General features: G+C 68.6%; 15 protein-coding genes and 1 pseudogene. 7 read left to right on the forward strand and 9 right to left on the reverse strand.

Features of this window, described 5'->3' with window-relative positions; genetic code table 11:
* Both ABZ354_RS28040 and ABZ354_RS28045 read right to left on the reverse strand, forming a co-directional pair.
* A pseudogene (locus ABZ354_RS28040) lies at nt 1–198 on the reverse strand (methylmalonyl-CoA carboxyltransferase); the annotation flags it as partial.
* 121 nt (nt 199–319) lie between these two features.
* Nucleotides 320–511, reverse strand: a complete 192-nt coding sequence (locus ABZ354_RS28045; protein ID WP_358661420.1) for an acyl-CoA carboxylase epsilon subunit — start codon at nt 509–511, stop codon at nt 320–322.
* 362 nt (nt 512–873) lie between these two features.
* Here ABZ354_RS28045 and ABZ354_RS28050 point away from each other — a divergent pair, with 362 nt between their 5' ends.
* Entirely contained in the window at nt 874–1,866 is a 993-nt protein-coding gene (locus tag ABZ354_RS28050) for a ScbA/BarX family gamma-butyrolactone biosynthesis protein (RefSeq protein ID WP_358661422.1), read from the forward strand.
* A gap of 172 nt (nt 1,867–2,038) precedes the next feature.
* Here the strand turns inward: ABZ354_RS28050 and ABZ354_RS28055 are convergent, their stop codons facing one another.
* Nucleotides 2,039–2,701, reverse strand: coding sequence for a ScbR family autoregulator-binding transcription factor (locus ABZ354_RS28055; protein WP_358661424.1), 663 nt, complete (start codon nt 2,699–2,701; stop codon nt 2,039–2,041).
* Between the two features lie 365 nt (nt 2,702–3,066).
* Nucleotides 3,067–3,795: an HAD family phosphatase gene (locus ABZ354_RS28060; protein ID WP_358661426.1), complete on the reverse strand. Its 729-nt coding sequence runs from the start codon at nt 3,793–3,795 to the stop codon at nt 3,067–3,069.
* Between the two features lie 238 nt (nt 3,796–4,033).
* On the opposite strand from ABZ354_RS28060, the gene ABZ354_RS28065 reads away from it, so the two are divergent.
* The gene (locus ABZ354_RS28065; RefSeq protein WP_358661428.1) at nt 4,034–4,798 is read left to right on the forward strand and encodes an SDR family oxidoreductase; all 765 of its coding nucleotides are present in this window, start codon (nt 4,034–4,036) and stop codon (nt 4,796–4,798) included.
* A 22-nt stretch (nt 4,799–4,820) separates the two neighbouring features.
* On the opposite strand, the gene ABZ354_RS28070 is transcribed toward ABZ354_RS28065, so the two are convergent.
* The 5 genes from ABZ354_RS28070 to ABZ354_RS28090 form a co-directional block, all read right to left on the reverse strand.
* On the reverse strand, nt 4,821–5,222 hold the full coding sequence (locus ABZ354_RS28070; protein WP_358661429.1) for a DUF6009 family protein: 402 nt from the start codon (nt 5,220–5,222) through the stop codon (nt 4,821–4,823).
* Nucleotides 5,219–6,724 (reverse strand): phage/plasmid primase, P4 family, encoded by a 1,506-nt coding sequence (locus tag ABZ354_RS28075; protein WP_358661431.1) that lies wholly within the window; start codon nt 6,722–6,724, stop codon nt 5,219–5,221. Before ABZ354_RS28075 ends, ABZ354_RS28070 begins: the two co-directional genes overlap by 4 nt.
* A gap of 624 nt (nt 6,725–7,348) precedes the next feature.
* Entirely contained in the window at nt 7,349–7,732 is a 384-nt protein-coding gene (locus tag ABZ354_RS28080; protein WP_358661433.1) for a DUF6009 family protein, read from the reverse strand.
* Between the two features lie 190 nt (nt 7,733–7,922).
* Nucleotides 7,923–9,458: a phage/plasmid primase, P4 family gene (locus tag ABZ354_RS28085; RefSeq protein ID WP_358661435.1), complete on the reverse strand. Its 1,536-nt coding sequence runs from the start codon at nt 9,456–9,458 to the stop codon at nt 7,923–7,925.
* Entirely contained in the window at nt 9,455–10,471 is a 1,017-nt protein-coding gene (locus ABZ354_RS28090) for a bifunctional DNA primase/polymerase (RefSeq protein ID WP_358661437.1), read from the reverse strand. The genes ABZ354_RS28085 and ABZ354_RS28090 overlap by 4 nt, the downstream gene beginning before the upstream one ends.
* Before the next feature lie 848 nt (nt 10,472–11,319).
* On the opposite strand from ABZ354_RS28090, the gene ABZ354_RS28095 reads away from it, so the two are divergent.
* The 5 genes from ABZ354_RS28095 to ABZ354_RS28115 all read left to right on the forward strand — a co-directional run bounded on the left by ABZ354_RS28095 (nt 11,320) and on the right by ABZ354_RS28115 (nt 17,202).
* On the forward strand, nt 11,320–12,582 hold the full coding sequence (locus ABZ354_RS28095; RefSeq protein ID WP_358661439.1) for a ParA family protein: 1,263 nt from the start codon (nt 11,320–11,322) through the stop codon (nt 12,580–12,582).
* Nucleotides 12,579–13,607: a ParB/RepB/Spo0J family partition protein gene (locus tag ABZ354_RS28100; protein WP_358661441.1), complete on the forward strand. Its 1,029-nt coding sequence runs from the start codon at nt 12,579–12,581 to the stop codon at nt 13,605–13,607. The genes ABZ354_RS28095 and ABZ354_RS28100 overlap by 4 nt, the downstream gene beginning before the upstream one ends.
* Before the next feature lie 655 nt (nt 13,608–14,262).
* Nucleotides 14,263–14,610, forward strand: coding sequence for a MerR family transcriptional regulator (locus ABZ354_RS28105; RefSeq protein ID WP_358661443.1), 348 nt, complete (start codon nt 14,263–14,265; stop codon nt 14,608–14,610).
* Between the two features lie 757 nt (nt 14,611–15,367).
* Nucleotides 15,368–16,411: a neprosin family prolyl endopeptidase gene (locus ABZ354_RS28110; RefSeq protein WP_358661445.1), complete on the forward strand. Its 1,044-nt coding sequence runs from the start codon at nt 15,368–15,370 to the stop codon at nt 16,409–16,411.
* Between the two features lie 593 nt (nt 16,412–17,004).
* Nucleotides 17,005–17,202, forward strand: a complete 198-nt coding sequence (locus tag ABZ354_RS28115; RefSeq protein WP_358661447.1) for a hypothetical protein — start codon at nt 17,005–17,007, stop codon at nt 17,200–17,202.
* Nucleotides 17,203–17,549 lie beyond the last annotated feature (347 nt).

Below are 17,549 nucleotides of genomic sequence, written 5' to 3' on the forward strand. Positions count from 1 at the left end.
CGAACCCGGATCAAGAAGAAGCTCCACACGCTCCCGAGCCGTCAGCTTCCCCTTGGCACGCTGCGCCTCGGTCGCCTTCTCACTCGGCCCGGCCATCGCCTGGGTGCGTATCGCGTGCAGCTCCGCCACGTGACCGCGTATGTCGGTCGGCTCGGTCGGCTGTGCCGTGGTTGCCGCTGGAGCAGTCGTCGTCACCATCTCTGGTCCCTTTCTGGGACAAGACCGAGGAGATCCCGCCCCGGTGCCACGGAGAACTTGATCAAACCGCCTGCACGGTTCTTCCTGTCTGTGGTGGAGGGTGTCGCGGTCGGCGGCCGGCTCACCGCCAGCTGCGGGGCGGCTCGTAGCTCTTGGGCCGCTTCCACCAGCTCCACCCGAGCGCTGGTGGCCGCTCGGGCTTCTCCTCCTGGACACGTGTCCGCAGGGCGAGCAACACCGCGGTGAGAGCTGCCAGTTCCTCTTCACTGGCGTGCCCGCGTTCCACCCGGAGCACGGCTTCTGCGCTCTCCATTCGGCCCGTCCCCTTTCCTCGCAACTCTGTGGGCCAGAGTCGATCAGGGCACTCGAGAAGCACTGAGGAATGGCTTGAGGCAAGGCATGAAAGCCTCAACGGCAAGAAGACCCGGGCCGGCAGATGACCTTGCCCGGTGAGGACCCCCCGCAAGGCGTCGTCCGAGGTCCAGCGGTCGGTGGCCGGAAGCGGTCGTCTCGCCCGCGAGATCGACCGGGTTCCAAGCGGAATTCACTGCTCCACAAAATGTGAAGACGGAGTGTCTCCTACCGCTAGAAAATAAACCGGTTGGTATGTATCTTCGCTGCCCTGAAGAACCGCTACAGCAACTATCACGCCAACGCCGCTCAGGGGGAACAGACATGTCTGCGAGCACGTTTCGTGTCGAGCGCGCGGTATCCGCCATTCGGCACACGCAGAGCGACGATCGCGCCCCGCACCGGGCCGTAGCACCTCGCTACCCCTCTCTGACCACAACGGTTCCCAAGGAGTTCGTCCACCGCGCGAGCATCGCCGAGGTGTTGCTCACCGGCTGGGAGCGCCGGGGCGAGCAGCACTTCACGGTGACCGCCCAGTGGCCGCGCCTGCACGGCTTTTTCGCCACCCTCGACGGCTACCACGATCCGCTCTTGGCAGCGGAGACGATACGCCAGGCGGGACTCCTGCTGGCGCACGCCGAATTCGGCGTCCCACTCGATCACAAGTTCCTCATGTGGGACCTGGCGGTCGACGTCAAGGCCGACGGGCTCCGCCTCGGTACCACGCCTGCGTCCGTGGTCATCGAGATCGCCTGTTCGGACATCAAACGCCGGGGCAAGAACCTTTCAGGGCTCCATCTCGACGCCGTGATCCACCGCGACGGGCAGCAGGTCGCGACCGGAGCGGCCAGCTTCACCTGCACCACCCCGGCCGTCTACCAGCGCATCCGTGCTCCCCGGATCGGGGACGGCGGGGTGAACCCGATCCCGCTGACGAGCCCCGTGGCACCGCAGAACGTCGGCCGCATCTCACCCACGGACGTCGTGCTGTCCCCGCTGCCGGACCCGGACCGGTGGCAGCTGAGGGTGGACACCAGGCATCCGGCGCTCTTCGACCACCCGGTCGATCACGTGCCGGGCATGGTGCTGTTGGAGGCCGCCCGCCAGGCCACCGTCGCCTTCCTGGGGCGGAACTGCCTGCCGGTGGGCATCACCAGCGAGTTCACCCGCTACGCGGAGCTCAACGCGCCGTGCGTGATCGAGGCGTGCGCCCTTCCCCCGTGCCCGCAGGGCAGGGAACGCGTGCTCGTGACCGGCCGGCAGGACGGCACCGTCCTGTTCACCTCGGCCGTCACCGTCGCACCCCCCGCGCCGTGAACGGACAGGTCACTGGACAAGTGAAGAGACGCCCCCGCTCCGGCAGGGCGTCTCTTCGAGTGGGAACTTGAGTCGCTTCAGTCGCTCCTCGCCTGCCGGGAACGCCGTGACCTCGACGTCTGCGCAACGTCGGGGAGCGGCTCACGGCAGGCGGGGGGCGGCTCCGCGCGTCTCAGACCGGCACCGGTGTCGGCTCGGGCACCGATTCGGGAAGCGCTTCACGGATGATCCGGGCTCCCCGGTCGGGGGCCACGTCCAGCCGCATGAGCACGGGCGGCGAGGCGATGGAGGGCAGCAGGTGTTTCAGCAGGACCGAGGCCCGGTGCTCGATGTCGTTCAGGCCGGTCTCCAACTGGGCGTAGAGCTGCACCCCGTTGAAGGAGCTGACCACCAGCTCGGCGACCTCACGGGGCACCACGTGTCCCAGGGTCTCCCCGCGCTGGTGGGCCTCGGTGAGCATGTCCGTCACCATGTCGACCCACAGCGGCCAGGCGCTGCCGTAGTGCCTGCGGCCGATGGGGTCGGCCGAGAGCCGGGCGCCGGCCCGCAGCAGGGGTTCGTGGACCAGCCGGTGGGCCACTGCCATGGCGGTGTCCACGACCTCCTGGAGCTTGATCTCCTGCTCGGGCAGCACCTGGTCCGTCTGGACCTCCAGCACCCCCTTGGCGAGCGCTTCCTTGGAGTCGAAGTGGAAGTACAGGGCGCCCTTGGTCACCCCGGCCGTCTTGAGGATGTCAGCGACCGTCGCAGCCGTGTAGCCGTGCTCCGCGAAGACAACCGCAGCGGCCTCCAGTACTGCGCGACGCGTCCTGACCGCACGTTCCTGCTGGGCCACTGAACCTCCCTCTCCTGGAACCGCATCCGCACCGCACGACCGGGAGTCGTACACACAGAGGGCCCAAAACAAACCGTCCAGAAGGTACCTTATCCTTATACTCCGGTAAAGGACAGCACCGGAGTTTGCCCATTGTTTCCCCTCTTCATCCCACGAAACGGGTACGACGGGAAAGGCACAAGTCCCCACTGCGCGGAACAACCGTGCTGGTCAGTCGACTCTACGGCTTTTCCGCGCCGCCGGACCGCGCGGCGGATGCCTCCCACGGGCGATCCGGCCACCTGCCGGGCAGGCCCCGGAAACCATCCACGGTGCAGGTTTTCCGGCCGGTTCCTCCAGGCGGTCCGGCCCCGCCCCGGCAGGGTTCAGGCCGACCCACAGACCGGCCCTCCGGACACTGCGGGGGCCGCGGCCGCGCCGCGCCACTGACGGCCCGCGGCGGCCTCGGCATCGACGATCCGCAGCAGCCGCTCGTCGATCTGTCCGAGCGAGTCCACCAGGTGCCGTACGCCGGCCCGGTGCATCAGCTCCCGCTGGAAGCTGTGCTCGTACGAGGTCGGGTGTCCGATGAAGGCCGCGCCCAGCTCCCGCGCGGCCTCGGCCACCCGCGCCACGTCGTCGATGAACAGCGCGTGGCAGGGCCGTACCCCGAAGACGTCCTCGGCGATCTCGCGTACGCCGGGCCGGAAGGCGTCGGTGCACACATAACCGGGCCCGTCGAAGTACCGCGCGCAGGAGCCCAGATGGTGGTCGAAGTGGCTGCGTCCGAGCCCGCCGTAGCAGATCAGGCGGGCGCCGGTGGCGCGAAGGCGGGCGAGCAGGGCGCCGGCGCCCTCCATGACCCGGACCGGATGGTCCACGAGGTAGGCGCTGCGCTCCCGGAAGTACGCCTCCACGACCTCCTCGGGCGTCCCCGGCAGCCCCGTGGCCGCCGCGGCCCGCAGCTGCGGCTGCGACAGCACCGCCCGCTCCAGTTCGGCGGTGTACTCCCCGCCGTGACGGACAACGAGCCGGTGGATGACCGGGCTGAAGGTGTCGTTCAGCAGGACCCCGTCGATGTTCACCGCGATCAGACGCAGATGCCGCAAGGCCATCACACAACCGCCTAACGTCGAGCCGCGCTGCCGGGGCGCGCGCCGCCTGAGGTGCCGGACAACGGCTCCGCGGCCACTCCCCCGGTCCACGAAAGCCTCACCCGTGACATTAAACCGGGCGTGCGGTTTCTTCAAGCATTATCCTCATCCCCTGACCGGCGCTGTCGGCAGGATCGCGGGCAAGGACACTGGACGGCGCCAGGAAGGTGCCGTCCACCGCTCGCAACTGGGGGTTTCGATGGGCAAGTTGAAGGACAGAACGGCTCTGGTCACCGGCGGCGGGAGGGGCATCGGCCGGGCCATCGCGCGGCGCCTCGCGGCGGACGGCGCGCTCGTCGCCGTGCACTACGGCAGCGACGAGGCCTCGGCCCACGAGACCGTCGCGATGATCACCGGCGACGGCGGGCGCGCCTTCGCCCTGCACGGGCCGCTCGGCGTACCCGACGACGTACACACGGTGTACGAGCGGCTCGACGCCGGCCTACGGGGGCTGGGCGAGCCCGTGGCGCTGGACATCCTGGTCAACAACGCCGGCTTCAACGTGCGCGGCACAGTGGCGGAGGTGACTCCACAGGACTTCGACCGGCTCATGGCCGTCCACGCCCGGGCGCCGCTGTTCCTCGTGCAGGAGGGGCTGGGGCGGCTGCGCGACGGCGGCCGCGTCATCAACATCAGCTCCGCGGCGACCCGGGTGGCCCTGCCGTCCTCACTGGCGTACTCGATGGCCAAGGGTGCGCTGGAGGCGTTCACGCGCACGCTCGCCAAGGAGCTGGGCCCGCGGCAGATCACGGTGAACTGTGTGGCGCCGGGCTACGTCATGACGGACCTGAACCGGCGGCGCTGGGCCACGCCGGAGGCGGAGGCGGAGCATGCCGCGTACTCGGTGTTCGGCAGGATGGGGCAGCCGGCCGACATCGCGGACGTCGTGGCGTTCCTCGCCTCGCAGGACTCCCGCTGGGTGACGGGGCAGTGCCTCGACGCCTCCGGCGGCACGGGCCTGTAGGGGCCCTCTGCCGCCGTACGGGTCACAGCGGCAGGGTGATGTCCAGTTCGGTCACCGCGGAGGACGGCGGGCCGCCCCAGGAGCGCTGTGTCTTGCGGCCCTTGGCCCCGGGGGCGAGGGTGCGCGGGTCCACGGCCTCCGCGGGCGCTCCCGTGGCGTACAGGCCCTCGGGATCGGTGTCGCGGTCGTGGGGCAGCAGCCAGAAGACGCGGCGGCGGAAGGTGCCCGAGGAGCGGGACGGCTTGGCCTCGGGTCCGAGCAGCGCGTAGCCGACCATGCGGCCGTCGCGATGGTAGGCGGGACGGCTGCGGCGCGTCGGCAGCCGGTCGAGGCTCTGGCGTACGTAGTCCAGCTTGCTGATGTCCTCGAGCCAGACGAAGTCGACCTCGTGGACGATTTCGTCCTCTGCGATGAGGGCACTCATGCTGTCTCCTCGTCGGCGACCAGTCCGATGCCCGGGTAGTACTTGCGCTGGTTGGACAGGATCATCTCCTTGGGCGACTCCAGTCCCACCACCTCGCGAACGCGTGCCGCGAACGCCCGGGACGACACGGCCGGGGCGCCTTCATTCTGACACCAGGTCTTATAGGCCGCGTAGAGGCGGGCCTGTTCCGCCCTCGAACCGGGCGCCATCCGGCAGCATTCGCTCAGGAACCGCCCGGTGTAGTCCTCGGTCTCGGCGTAGGCGTTGGTGGCGATCCGGACGCGCTCGGGGCCGGTGAGGTCCTTCTCCCCCGCCAGGTAGCGGCGGGCGCCCGTGATCAGCCAGTTGAGGATGCCGGGGCCCTCCTCGTTGACAAGGATGTCCGCCAGGTTGTCGATCTTGTGGTCGTCTGGCACGACCCGCTCGAACGGGATCAGCCGCATCCGGCGCCAGAACGCGAAGCCGCCGGTGCCCACTTCGGGCCGGTGGTTGCCCAGCAGCCACAGCTTGTGCGTGGGCCGGAAACTGAAGAAGTCCTGCCGCATCCGGCGGGCCTTGATGCGGTCACCGCCGGTCAGGAGCTTGACCCGGGCCTCGTCGAAGCGGTCACCCGGCTTGACCTCGTTGCACACGATGACGCGGCGCCCGTGCAGCTCGGCCAGGTCGGTGGGGTGCCCCTCGTAGGGGCGGGCCATCAAGAAGCCGGGCGGGGCGGCGTCGGCATAGTCGCCGACCAGCTTCATGACCACGTCCAGCAGTACGGACTTGCCGTTCTTCCCGGAGCCGAACAGGAACGGCAGGACCTGGGCGCCCACGTCGCCGGTGATGGAGTAGCCCAGCAGCAGGTGCAGGAACTCGATCATCTGTGCGCCCTCGGGTCCGTCGCCGAAGGTATCGGTGAGGAAGCGGTCCCAGCGGGGGGTGGGCATCGCCTGGGCGGCCACGGTGGTGCAGCGGGCGTGGAAGTCCTTGTTCGGGTCGGGTCTGTGCAGGTGTCCGGTGCGCAGGTCGACGACGCCGCCGGGGGTGCACAGGGCGTAGGGGTCGGCGTCCAGCTGGGAGGCGTTGAGCACCATGCCGGGCGCGGATTTCGCCTGCATGAGCATCGCGTTCATGCCGCTGGTGCTCAGCGCCCGGCGGCGGTGCTGCTGCAGCGCGGTGGCGCTGTGCACCCCGCGCGGGTCACTGGTGGCGATCGACTCCGCCAGGTCGCCGGCCGCCCACAGCACGGTCTCGTCCTCGTCGATCTGCCAGCGGGTGCTGTCCCAGCGGAACCAGCCGAGGCCGGGCACGTGCCGGTACTCGTTGGAGTAGAACTTCACGAAGAGCTTGGCGTTGCCCCGGTCGCTGAGCGTGTCGGGCAGCAGCGCGTCGGAGGAGGCCCCGTTCGCACTCGTGCTGCGCGCCTGCCTGGGCGAGGGCAGCGCGACGGGCTGGGCGAGGATCTGCGCGGCGACCGCCTTGGCGTCGAAGCGGAACAGGGCCTGGTCGTCGGAGGACATCAACGGCCTCCTGAAGGCGTACGTGCGGCGGGCGCGAGCTTTCGTGAGCAGGTGAGTGACCCCCGCAGCTCAGAAGCCATGCGCACCCCCCACCAGCGACCGAAGCGACTGAGCGACCGACACAGACTAGCGAAGCTTGAGTGCACCACAGTGACTCATGAGAGACAAACATTCGACACACAGGGGAAGACAGCGACCGAAGCGCTGAACACCCAGCTACTGAAGCCTCTTTGGTCGCTTACTCAGCCGCTCGAAGAAACCGCAGGTCAAAGCACATAAGAGACCCCTAACAGCGACTGAAGCGACTCAAGGCGTCTATCTATGACGCACACACGCACACACGAATGTCTTCATATACCCGGTCGCTGAGTCGCTTGAGTCGCTGTCACCTACCCGAAAAGGCTCTGACCTGCGGTTTTCTGGCCAGAGCCGGGAGCTACTGAAGAGATGTTCCGTCGCTGAGGTTCAGTCGCTGCGCCGTTGGCGGGTCCAGACACAGCGACCGAACAGCGACTGAAGGAGAGTCACCGGCGTTTCACCCGGCGGTGTGACGCGCCGGGAGCACCTCAAGTCGCCCTGTGGCCGGGCTGGATGCGGTGCTCCCGGCCACAGGGCCGGCCTGGGTCAACGACGGGTGCCGGTCGCGGTGGCAGGGCCGCGCTGAGACCGGGGCGTCTTCTCCCCGACCTTGCGGACGTCGACAGTGCGCGGGTCGACGGCCTCGCCCGGGGCACCCTCCTGGTACAGGCCCTCGGGCTGGGTGTCGCGGTCGTGCGGCAGCAGGAAGAACACCCGGCGCCGGTACAGGCCGCTGTCGGGGTCGGCCTCGGCGTGGTCGTCGAGCTCGGCGTAGCCCACCATGCGGCCGTCGCGGGCGTAGCGGGGCTTGTTGCGGCGCCGGGGCGTCTTGTCGAGGGCCTGGCGGACGTAGTCGAGGTTCTCGGGGTCTTCCAGCCACACCACGTGTGCCTCGTGGGTGAGATCGCCCTCGGTCAGTAGCGAGCTCATGGCTGCTGCCCCTCCTTCGTGTGCCGGGCCGGACGGCGGTCCGCCTCGTGGTGTCGTGTGCCGTCTGCTGCGGGGCCCGGCGCCGCGGCTTCATGGTAGGCCGGTCGGTGGCGGGTGGGTAGGTGCGCCCGGCCGGTCCAGGCGCCCCGGTGACCACCAGACGGACTGGGGTGACGTTTCGTCAGTCGGTTCATGAGTGGGTGTCCAGCAGGGCGAGACCGGGGTAGTACTTACGGCCGTTGGATTTGATCATGTCGGCGGGCGAGGCGAGCCCGACCTCCTGCCGGACCCGGGTGGCGAACGCGCGCGCCCCGGCCGGGCGGATGCCCTCCCCCGCGCTGCACCAGGCGGCGTACGCGGTGTAGAGCAGGCCCTGCTCGACGCGCAGGTCGTGCTGCGCCTCGACGTCGCGGCTGCAGCACTCGGCCAGGAAACGGCCGATGTGGTCCTCGGTGTTGGCGTACGCGGTCGTCGCGATGCGGACGCGGTCGGGGCCTTCGAGGCTGTCGCGCGTGATGAGGTAGCGGCGGGCGCCGTCGATCAGCCACTGCAGGATGCCGGGGCCCTCGTCACGGACGAGTTCGAAGGCCAGGTTGTCGATCTTGCGGTGGTCGGGGACGGTCCGCTCGAAGGGCAGCAGCCGGATACGGCGCCAGAAGGCGAAGCCTCCGGTGGTGACCTCGGGCCGGTGGTTGCCCAGCAGCCACAGGTGGTGGGTGGGGGTGAAGGAGAAGTAGTCCTGCCGCATCCGGCGCGCCTTGATCTTGTCGCCACCCGTCAGCAGCCGTACGCGTGCCTCGTCGAACTTGTCGTTGGGCTTGAGCTCACTGCAGACGATGAGGCGGCGGCCGTGCAGCTCGGTCAGCTCGGTGGAGTGTTCGGAGAACGCGCCGCGGTCCATGAGGAAGCCGGGCGGGGCGGCGTCCGCGTAGTCCCCCAGAATCTGGATCATCGTGTCGAGCAGGACGCTCTTGCCGTTCTTGCCGTGCCCGTGGAGGAACGGCAAGACCTGGGCGCCGACGTCTCCGGTGATGGAGTACCCCAGCAGCAGGTGCAGGAAGTCGATCATCTCCCGGCCTTCGGCGTCGTCGCCGAAGGTGTCGCCGAGGAAGCGGTGCCAGCGTGGCGTCTCGCACGGCTGCGGAGCGACGCTGGTGGCCCGCGAGTGGAAGTCCCGGGTGGGGTCCGGCTTGCGCAGCAGCCCGGTGTGCAGGTCGACGACACCGGCCGGAGTGCACAGCGCGTACGGGTCGCCGTCGAGCGTGTCGGGGTCCACGGAGAGGTCCGGCGAGGCCTTCGCCTGCGTCAGGAGGGCTTTCATGCCGGTGGTGGACAGCGTGCGCCGCTTGTGACGCTGCAGCTCACGGTCGCCGAAGACGCCCCGCGGGTCGCTGTCCGGCATCTCCTCGGCCATCTCGCCCGCGGCCCACAGCGCCGCCTTCTCCCCGCCGGTGCGTTTCCAGCGGTAGCCGTCCCAGGAGAACCACCCCAGGCCCTCCACGTGACGGAACTGGTCCCGGTAGAGCCTGACGAACAGCTTGGCGTTGCCACGGTCGCTCAGGGTGCTGGGCAGCGGCGCCGGCAACGCCCAGGACGGTGGGTCGCCCGGCGAGGCGTGCGCCTGGAGGGGCAGCACGGCCGGACCGGACGCCACCGCCTGGTCGAGATCCAGCATCTGCTGAGCGGCGGCGCTGGCGTCGAAGCGCGGGGTTTCGGCGCTGCTCATGAACGTCCTTTGAGGTGGAACGGGCGGGCGGACCCTGCGGCCAGGGCGTCGTCGATGATGCGTTCGTTACGGGCGTGCTGCCGGGGACGCGCCGCGAAGGCCGCCGCACGGAGCAGAGTGCGCGCGCCGTCCTCGTCGAGGTGCCCGGCTGCGGCGAGCCCTCCGGCCGTGTACGCGGCCTTGTTGAGCTTCTCGGTGAACGCCGCGCCCTCCGGCGTGCCGGCGCACGCGCCGACGTCGGCGAGCAGCGGTTCGAGGACCCGTAGGCCGTCGGTGGGCGGCAGCCCCGGGCGGCGCACGCGAGGGACTGGGCCGCGAGCGGGCGGCGGCTGGACCAGATGGCCGGTGCGTACGAGTTCGGCTCCGAGCCACTCCGGCAGCGGGGCGGGCAGCCGCACGGGCCCCTCCCGGCGGTAAGCGCCCTGCGCGGTACGGGTGGTGGGCGCCACGATGTAGCCGCCGTCGGCCCGCACGTCGACCTGCCACGCGAGCGCGACCTTGGAGCTGGAACCGGTCGAGCAGCGGAACCGGGTCGCCGGGTGTGGATTGCGGTACCAGACGTGCAGGCCCCCCGACGGCGTACGTACGCGCAAGGTGCCGGTGTCGTCGGCCGGGCTGGGCTGCCCGCGCAGCGCGGCGAGGAGTGCGAGGGTGTCGAAGCCCGATGCGAGCCCCCGCAGGTTCACCGAGTCGTGGATGGGGATGCCGGGCAGCAGGCGGTTGCGGTCGGGCACCTGCGCGGAGTGCGCGTCGATGTCGATGACGACCAGGTCCGCTCCCCCGCACGCGATGCCGACGCCCCGCGCCGGGGTGTGCGACCACCAGCTGTCGATCCGGGCGACGTCGGTGGTGGCGGCGTGGAAACCGTGGCACGGCCTGCCGGCGGGCAGGCAGGCGCATCCGCCGGGCTGATGCCGCTGGTCCCTGCACTCGGGGCAGTTGGCGACGGGGGTCTTGCGGCCTGGGGCGAGGGGATGCACCGGCCACCCCTGCTCCGCACACCAGCGAGCCACGGCATGGGGCGCCGCAGGCCGCGCGGGGGCTGCGGACTCACTCGTCACACCGGGGCCGGGCAAGCGTCTGTCCTTCTTCGGGGAGGGACCGTAGGGACTGGAGGGACCGTATTTCGGAAGAGAGTCTAGGACCCGGCACCGACACAGCGGCAGCAGCGTCCCCGCGTGGCGGTTCATCAGTCCTTCGGTCCCTACCGTCCCTTGAGCCCCTCCCGAGCTGGATCGGGCACACAAGGGTCCAAGAAGTCCCGTCAGAGACCCAAACACCGGGGACCGGGACCGGAACGAGGGACCAAACCGTCCGTCCGTCCCTTGCGTCCCTCCCTTCAGTCCCTGCCTGTTTGAGCAGGTCAGACGGCATACGCGGCCTCCGGAAGGGACTGAAGGGACTCAAACTCGCCATTATGAGCTAGCTATGTATATAAGGCTTACAAGATGTACGCGTACACATACGCGCGCACGCTAAAGCCTTATAACCCCGAAGTTAAGTCCCTTCGGTCCCTTATCGGGCACCCAAAACCCATCTGACCTGCGCTTTTGGCAGGGACTGAAGCCCAGGGACCGAAGAACGCCAGACCCTTCTGTTCAGTCCCTGACCCCCAGTCCCTCAGGCCGCTTCTTCCTGGTCCCGGGCGAAGTGCGTGGTCCCGCCCGGACGTCGGCGGTCCTCGAGCCTCGGATCCACCTATTACGGCGTAATAGCCCTGCCGCCACGCCCGCCGGTCCGACGCCCTGGGGAACCCGACCTATTACGCCGTAATAGCCGACAGCACACTGACGCCCCACCAGAACCTGCTTGCTAACGTGTCACAGTCTCAAAGGATCAAAGACGTTAGTAAGGTGTCCCCATGAACGCGCCAGCCACCCCCAGCGACCGCGAGAAGGTCGTCTCCAAACTGCCGGGATGGCTCCGGCAGAACCTCAAGATCAGAGCCGCTCAACACGGCATCGAGATCCAGGCCGCCGTAGAACAAGGCATCAGGGACTGGTGCGGCCTGGCATCCGCCACCGCCACCGTCGACACCTCCGGCGCCGACTCCTTCTCCACCTTCCTGCCCCCCGGCCAGTGGGAGGAGTTCCGCCAGGTCACCACCGACCGACGCGTCTCCCTCATCCAGGGCCTCGCCCAATCCGTCCAGCTGTGGCTCGACTCCACCCCCGCGCCGGACATCGACCGCCCCGAAATCACCCGCCGCATCATCGTCTGCAACCAGAAGGGCGGCGTCGGCAAGACAGCCATCACCGCCGGCCTCGGCGAAGCACTCTCCGAAGACCCCAACACCCTCCACACCGTCCAGGTCTCCAAGGCACTCGCCAAAGCCCTGCGCGCCAGCGACACCCACCCCGACAGCGAAACGACCCCCGACCCCCTCGACGTCGAAAGCCTCCCCGGCCTCGGACTGCGGGTCCTCCTGGTCGACTTCGACCCCCAGTGCCACCTCACCAACCAACTCGGCGCCGCGCCCCTCCCCCTCAACGGCGACAGCCTCACCAACCACATGGCAGGCGACCCCAAGGGCGACCTCCGCGACCTCATCGTCTCCATCGACGACGCCACCTTCGGCGGCCGCCTCCACCTCCTGCCCGCCTGCAACGACGCCTTCCTCCTCGACGTACGCCTCTCCGCCGTACGCGCACGAGAAGCAGCCCTGGAACGCGCCCTGGCCCCCCTGGAGCCCTATTACGACGTAATACTCGTCGACTGCCCGCCCAGCCTCGGCCTGAGCATGGACGCCGCCGCCTACTACGGCCGGCGCCGCGACGGCGAGAAGCCCGGCCAGTCCGGAGCCCTCATCGTCGTCCAGGCGGAAGACAGCTCCGCCGACGCCTACGAACTCCTCACCACCCAGATCGACGACCTGCGCAGCGACCTCCAGGTCGACATCGACTACCTCGGCATCGTCGTCAACCTCTACGACTCCCGCCGCGGCTTCATCGCCACCTCCTCACTCCAGGGGTGGGTCGACATAAAGGACCCCCGCGTCGTCGGCCTCATCGGCGACCTCAAGGAACAGAAGGAAGCCGTCCGTGTGAAGCAGCCCCTGCTGTCGTACGCCCCCAAATCGCAGCAGTCGATCGGCATGCGCGCACTGGCCAGGGAGATCGCATGAGCAAGGCCGACCAGCTGGGCGCCGGCCGCTTCGGCGGCGCCGTACGACCCGTCAGCGCCCGCAGACAAGCCGTCGCCGCCGCCACCGGCGTTCCCACCGACGGCATCGCACCCCCCACCGAACTCCCCCCGCACCGCATCAGCCTCAACCCCGACAACCCCCGCTCCAGCCTCGGCGACCTCACCGACCTCACCGGAAGCCTGACGACCCACGGCCAGAAACAAGCGATCACGGTGATGAACCGCGACGCCTACACCAAGGCCAACCCCGAGCGCGAAACCGACCTCGAACCCGACACCACCCACGTTGTCATCGACGGCAGCAGCCGCCTCGCCGCCGCCCGCGAAGCCGGCCTCCCCACCATCAAGGTGATGGTCAGCGACGACCAGGGAGCCACCTCCGAAGAACTCCTCGAATCAGCCCTCGTCGCCAACATCCACCGCCAGGACCTCGACGAACTGGACGAAGCCCGCGCCCTGCAACGCCTCCTCGCCATCCACGGCAGCCAGACCGCCCTCGCCAAACGGCTCCACCGCTCCCAGGGCTGGGTCTCCCAACGCCTCGCCCTCCTCAACCTCACCCCCCAACTGCAGGCCCGCATCGGCCAGGACCCCGTCGACCTCCTCCGCGCCGTCGGCAGCAAACCCCACGAACAGCAGGAAGCCGCCCTCGAAGAACTGAAGGCAGCCCGAGCCGACAAGACAGCCGCACACCAGGCAAGCAAGCGCAAGAAGCCCTCCCTCCCTGAGGAGGAGCCCACCTATTACGACGTAATAGAGGAACCCGAACAGCCCCGGACGCCAACCCGAGACACCCCACCCTCTGAAGCCGTCCCGGAACCACGCACCAGCAGCACCCCGAACACCAAGCCCCAAGCGCTCCCCCGGCTCCCGTACGACGACGGCGTCTTCATCGCCATGCACCTCATCCGAAAGATGAGCCCCCCAGAGTTCGCAAAGATGCTGGCCATCCTCAACGACCACCAAAACCAGCGGGACTCCACCACGACGACCCCCGATCAGTGACCGCCCCGCCACCAACTTCCCGGAGATGTTTTACGGCGGAAGGGTCTCGATCACGCGCAGAGCGCCGTAGGTCCGATCGGTTGTGCCGCTGGCCGGCTCGTGACTTCAAGGTCGCCCTCTACCGGACAAGTGACTCTTCCGAGGGCGCATGAACAAGGTTGCCAGCGTCTGAGCTTGAAGAAAGTCTGTAGTGCCCACAGTAGACATTGCCCTCGGAGGAGGTTAATGTTTTCTCCGTAGCCAAGAAGTCGAAGGGCACGGCAGAGACGAACTGGCGTGCAAGAGGTGTGGCCCGGCAGTGGAGCGGCGGAGCCGGAAGTGATGGGTTCCGCTCCTGACTGCCGGGCCCAGTGGCCCAAGGGGCCACACAGCAGTACCGCACAACCCAGCAGTACAGACGGATTGAACCGAAGAGGTAAGGAGCAGAACGCCATCAGGATCGCCCGGGCGAGAAGAACCGCCCGGGTACCGCAGGCCCCGGATTGGAAGGTGGTCCCCGGTCACGCATCCGCGATCCCCGCAGCCCCGCCCTCCCAGGCGGACCTGCGGACACAGAAGGCCGGCACACGCAGCCGGTAGATGGTGTTGAAAGCTCGGGGCCCGGGCGCCAGTCGGCGCCCGGGCCCCCCGACGCGTCCCCCGGAAGAAGAGGTCTATGCCCCCTCGCAGTACCCGCCCCGACATCCCTCTCGACGACGACGACTACCCCGCCTACACCATGGGCCGGGCCGCCGACATGCTCGGCACCACCCCCGCCTTTCTCCGCGCCCTGGGCGACCACCGCCTGATCACCCCCCTGCGCTCCGACGGCGGCCACCGCCGCTACTCCCGCTACCAGCTGCGCATCGCCGCCCGCGCCCGCGAACTCGTCGACCAGGGCACCCCGATCGAAGCCGCCTGCCGCATCGTCATCCTCGAAGATCAACTCGAGGAAGCTCAGCGAATCAACGAGGAGCTCCGCGAGGCCCACAGCACCGGACAGCATCCGACGACCTCGGCCTGACCGACTTTGCGTACTCCTCGCAGCAGCGCGGCGCCATCGGATCGGGGCTCCGCGCAGCCTCGCCGGAACACGGCCTGCCAGGGCGGGGAAGGAGCCTGGTGGGCAGGACCGGCGCAGAAACGGACGAACCCACCGGGCCGATGATCAATGCTGGGCAGTTGCAGCACGCCCACTTCGCCCCGGCCTCCCAAGCGCAGGAAGCAGACGTGTCGGCGCCCTACGGCCACCACGATCCGCTGGCGCGCTGGAGGAGCCGGCCCAAGATGCCGGCGGTCGTAGCCGCCCCCATGAGTTCCTGCACTCAGGCGCAGCTCGCAGCCGCGGTCCGGACAGCGTTCAGCGCGCTGTCGTGACGTCGGGAGCGAGACGACCCCCGATGACCGCATACACGCTGCAGACCCACGCCGACGCGCCGGAAAGAAGCAGAGCGGGGACGCAAGCCCATCACGGGCGCGCGTCCCCGCTCTGCCGTTGAGCTGAAACCCAGCACTAGAGCTTTCATAGCCGTTTCACATTATATGGGCGTTTATTCTCTGTTACGCCACGGAAACCGTAGGCCATGACAATCGAACGCAATCCTCAAGTCGACGACGATGAAGACGGACCGCCCCTGCCCCGCGGTGGCGCCACCACGTCCGAATCCCGCGCCGAAGCCCAGGCCCGGTTGGACGAGATCCACCAGTACCTCCGCGATCAGTACGCCCGGCGCGAGATCGTCGCAAGCACAGTGACCGAGGGCGGCACCAGACTCGACTGGGTGCCCATCGAATCGCAACCGACCGACGACGGTCACATCGCCGAGCCACCGAGCGAGAACCGCCCTTTCGAACGGGCTGAGGGCGACCGGCCCGCCGAGCCCACCCGTTTCGAGCTGGAGCACCCCCATGCCGAGCTGGGTCCGCCCGGCACGGTGCCCCTCCTGCGCCTTCCCGTGGAGAAAATCACACCCGATGTCGGGCTGAACGACTGGCTGGCCAAGGACCCCTACGCCACCACCATCACCCCGACTGGCGAGCTGACCACCCGGGCCGCCACGGCCCACAAGTACGGCTCCAGCGCCCAATCGGTGACGGCATACGGCACGTCGGGAAACATCAACGTCTGGCCCACCTTCGTGGAGTACAGCGACGAGTTCTCCCTCGGCCAGCTCAACCTGACCCGGGGCAGTGGCACGGGCCAGCAAACAGTCGAGGTTGGCCACCAGGTCTACAAAGACCTCTACGGCGACTGGGTGCCGCATCTCTTCATCTTCTACACCACCAACGGGTACACCCAGAGCGGTGACAACCTGGGTGGCTACAACCAGAACGTGTCGGGCTGGGTCCAGGTCTCCAACACCCTCTTCCCGGGAGCCCTCTCCAGCCCCTTGAGCACGTTCGGCGGAACCCAGTACCAGATGGGGCTGAAAGTCCAGCTCTGGCTGGGTAACTGGTGGATCCAGGTCAACGGCGTCTGGATGGGGTACTATCCGGCCACCCTGTTCAACAGCAGCGGTCTGCGTTCCCAGGCGGACGCCGTGCTCTGGTACGGCGAAGTCGTGGACACCGGCAACGACCCGGCCACCACCCGCACGGACATGGGCAGCGGGCGCTGGCCCTATCAGGGCTGGCAGCAGTGCGCGTACATGAACAACCTCCTGTACCAGTCGGACACCCTCGGCACCATGCTGCCCTACCGCGGCTTGGCGTGGTCGTCCCATCCGAACTGCTACACGCTCGAAGACCACTTCGCCAGTGAGGATCCGTCATGGGGGTCGTACTGCTGGTGGGGCGGCAGCGGAAGGAACAGCTCGTGCCCGTAGCGGGCCCACCGCCGGACGACCTGCCGGACGTACTGCCATGCCGGGATGACCCCGACTGCGAGTGCGTACGCGTCGGATCGCCGGCGCACGGCGGCGGTATGCCCGTCGCGCAGCCGCCGCCCGGCGGCGTGCCGCCCCGCCACGGAGAAAACCTCTGCCCACCCGGGTACGTTCCCCGCCATCGGCGTCCCAGCACGGACACCGTGTACGAGGAAGGGGGAAAGCGGGTCAGCCGTCCAGGGCAACCGGAACGGAACCCGGCGTCCGGAACGCCAAGTCAGGGAACGAGCCCGGGACGGGACCAGCAGTGAGAAAGCCTTCGGTCCCCGCCTTGGGAACGAGTCCTCCGCGTCTGCCCGGCCGGGAAAGCGGACGCCGGCGGGGCCGTGCACGCGAGCGAGCCGGGCAGTGTGATGCCGTGATGCCTGCGTCCTGAACTCTCAGATGCACGCCAAGCGCGCGACAGGATATTCCCAGTAATCCATGCACGCCCCCAGCGCCTCCGTGCGCCACAGCATCCAGCGGTTATCGTTCCCCCCGGAGGAGATCTCTATAAGAGACATTTCCTTCTTTGCTCCGGAAAGGGGCTTTCTATGACCCTCACTGAAGCGGACTCCCAATCGCTGAAGGCTGCACTCGCAGCCGTCCAGGCAGCGACCTGGCACGTCCTCACCTTCCCCACCCCGCTGGACGCGGTGAACTTCGTCAATCGGCCTCCTGCCCAAGGCGCCGGACAAGTCGCTTTCTCCTATCGGCCGGACGGGCAAGTGGACCTGATGTTCTTCCTGTGAGACCGGGCCGTAGGTTCCTCTCCGCGCGGCGACCGTCGCTGCGCGGAGAGGAACAGCATTCACAGGGCCGCGCTGGCACCTGTTCAGTAAGAGATTTCCCAAAGACGCGAGCTTTTCCTGTAGTTGCGCTTTTTAGGAATCCGCGGAGCGGATTCAGCGTCACGGAGTGACGCAGCGTCAGTTCAGTTGCGGAGCAAGTGAAGTTCGGCGGCGGAGCCCGCCGAGAGGTGGCCGCGGAGCGGCCGGGTGGCTTCCGGCCCGTAGGGCCGGCGCGTCGTGCCTGCGGAGCAGGCCGCGCGAGATCGGAACAGCGGGGGGGAGGGAAAGAGGGTGGGGCGGCGTGGGTA

The organism is Streptomyces sp. NPDC005925, from assembly GCF_040638805.1.
Lineage (GTDB): Bacteria > Actinomycetota > Actinomycetes > Streptomycetales > Streptomycetaceae > Streptomyces.

What these genes read in the sequence shown, in the direction of transcription:
- ABZ354_RS28045 (WP_358661420.1), bottom strand. Translation starts at nt 511, where the DNA reads ATGGAGAGCGCAGAAGCCGTGCTCCGGGTGGAACGCGGGCACGCCAGT.
- ABZ354_RS28050 (WP_358661422.1), top strand. Translation starts at nt 874, where the DNA reads ATGTCTGCGAGCACGTTTCGTGTCGAGCGCGCGGTATCCGCCATTCGG.
- ABZ354_RS28060 (WP_358661426.1), bottom strand. Translation starts at nt 3,795, where the DNA reads ATGGCCTTGCGGCATCTGCGTCTGATCGCGGTGAACATCGACGGGGTC.
- ABZ354_RS28065 (WP_358661428.1), top strand. Translation starts at nt 4,034, where the DNA reads ATGGGCAAGTTGAAGGACAGAACGGCTCTGGTCACCGGCGGCGGGAGG.
- ABZ354_RS28070 (WP_358661429.1), bottom strand. Translation starts at nt 5,222, where the DNA reads ATGAGTGCCCTCATCGCAGAGGACGAAATCGTCCACGAGGTCGACTTC.
- ABZ354_RS28075 (WP_358661431.1), bottom strand. Translation starts at nt 6,724, where the DNA reads ATGTCCTCCGACGACCAGGCCCTGTTCCGCTTCGACGCCAAGGCGGTC.
- ABZ354_RS28080 (WP_358661433.1), bottom strand. Translation starts at nt 7,732, where the DNA reads ATGAGCTCGCTACTGACCGAGGGCGATCTCACCCACGAGGCACACGTG.
- ABZ354_RS28085 (WP_358661435.1), bottom strand. Translation starts at nt 9,458, where the DNA reads ATGAGCAGCGCCGAAACCCCGCGCTTCGACGCCAGCGCCGCCGCTCAG.
- ABZ354_RS28095 (WP_358661439.1), top strand. Translation starts at nt 11,320, where the DNA reads ATGAACGCGCCAGCCACCCCCAGCGACCGCGAGAAGGTCGTCTCCAAA.
- ABZ354_RS28100 (WP_358661441.1), top strand. Translation starts at nt 12,579, where the DNA reads ATGAGCAAGGCCGACCAGCTGGGCGCCGGCCGCTTCGGCGGCGCCGTA.
- ABZ354_RS28105 (WP_358661443.1), top strand. Translation starts at nt 14,263, where the DNA reads ATGCCCCCTCGCAGTACCCGCCCCGACATCCCTCTCGACGACGACGAC.
- ABZ354_RS28115 (WP_358661447.1), top strand. Translation starts at nt 17,005, where the DNA reads ATGACCCTCACTGAAGCGGACTCCCAATCGCTGAAGGCTGCACTCGCA.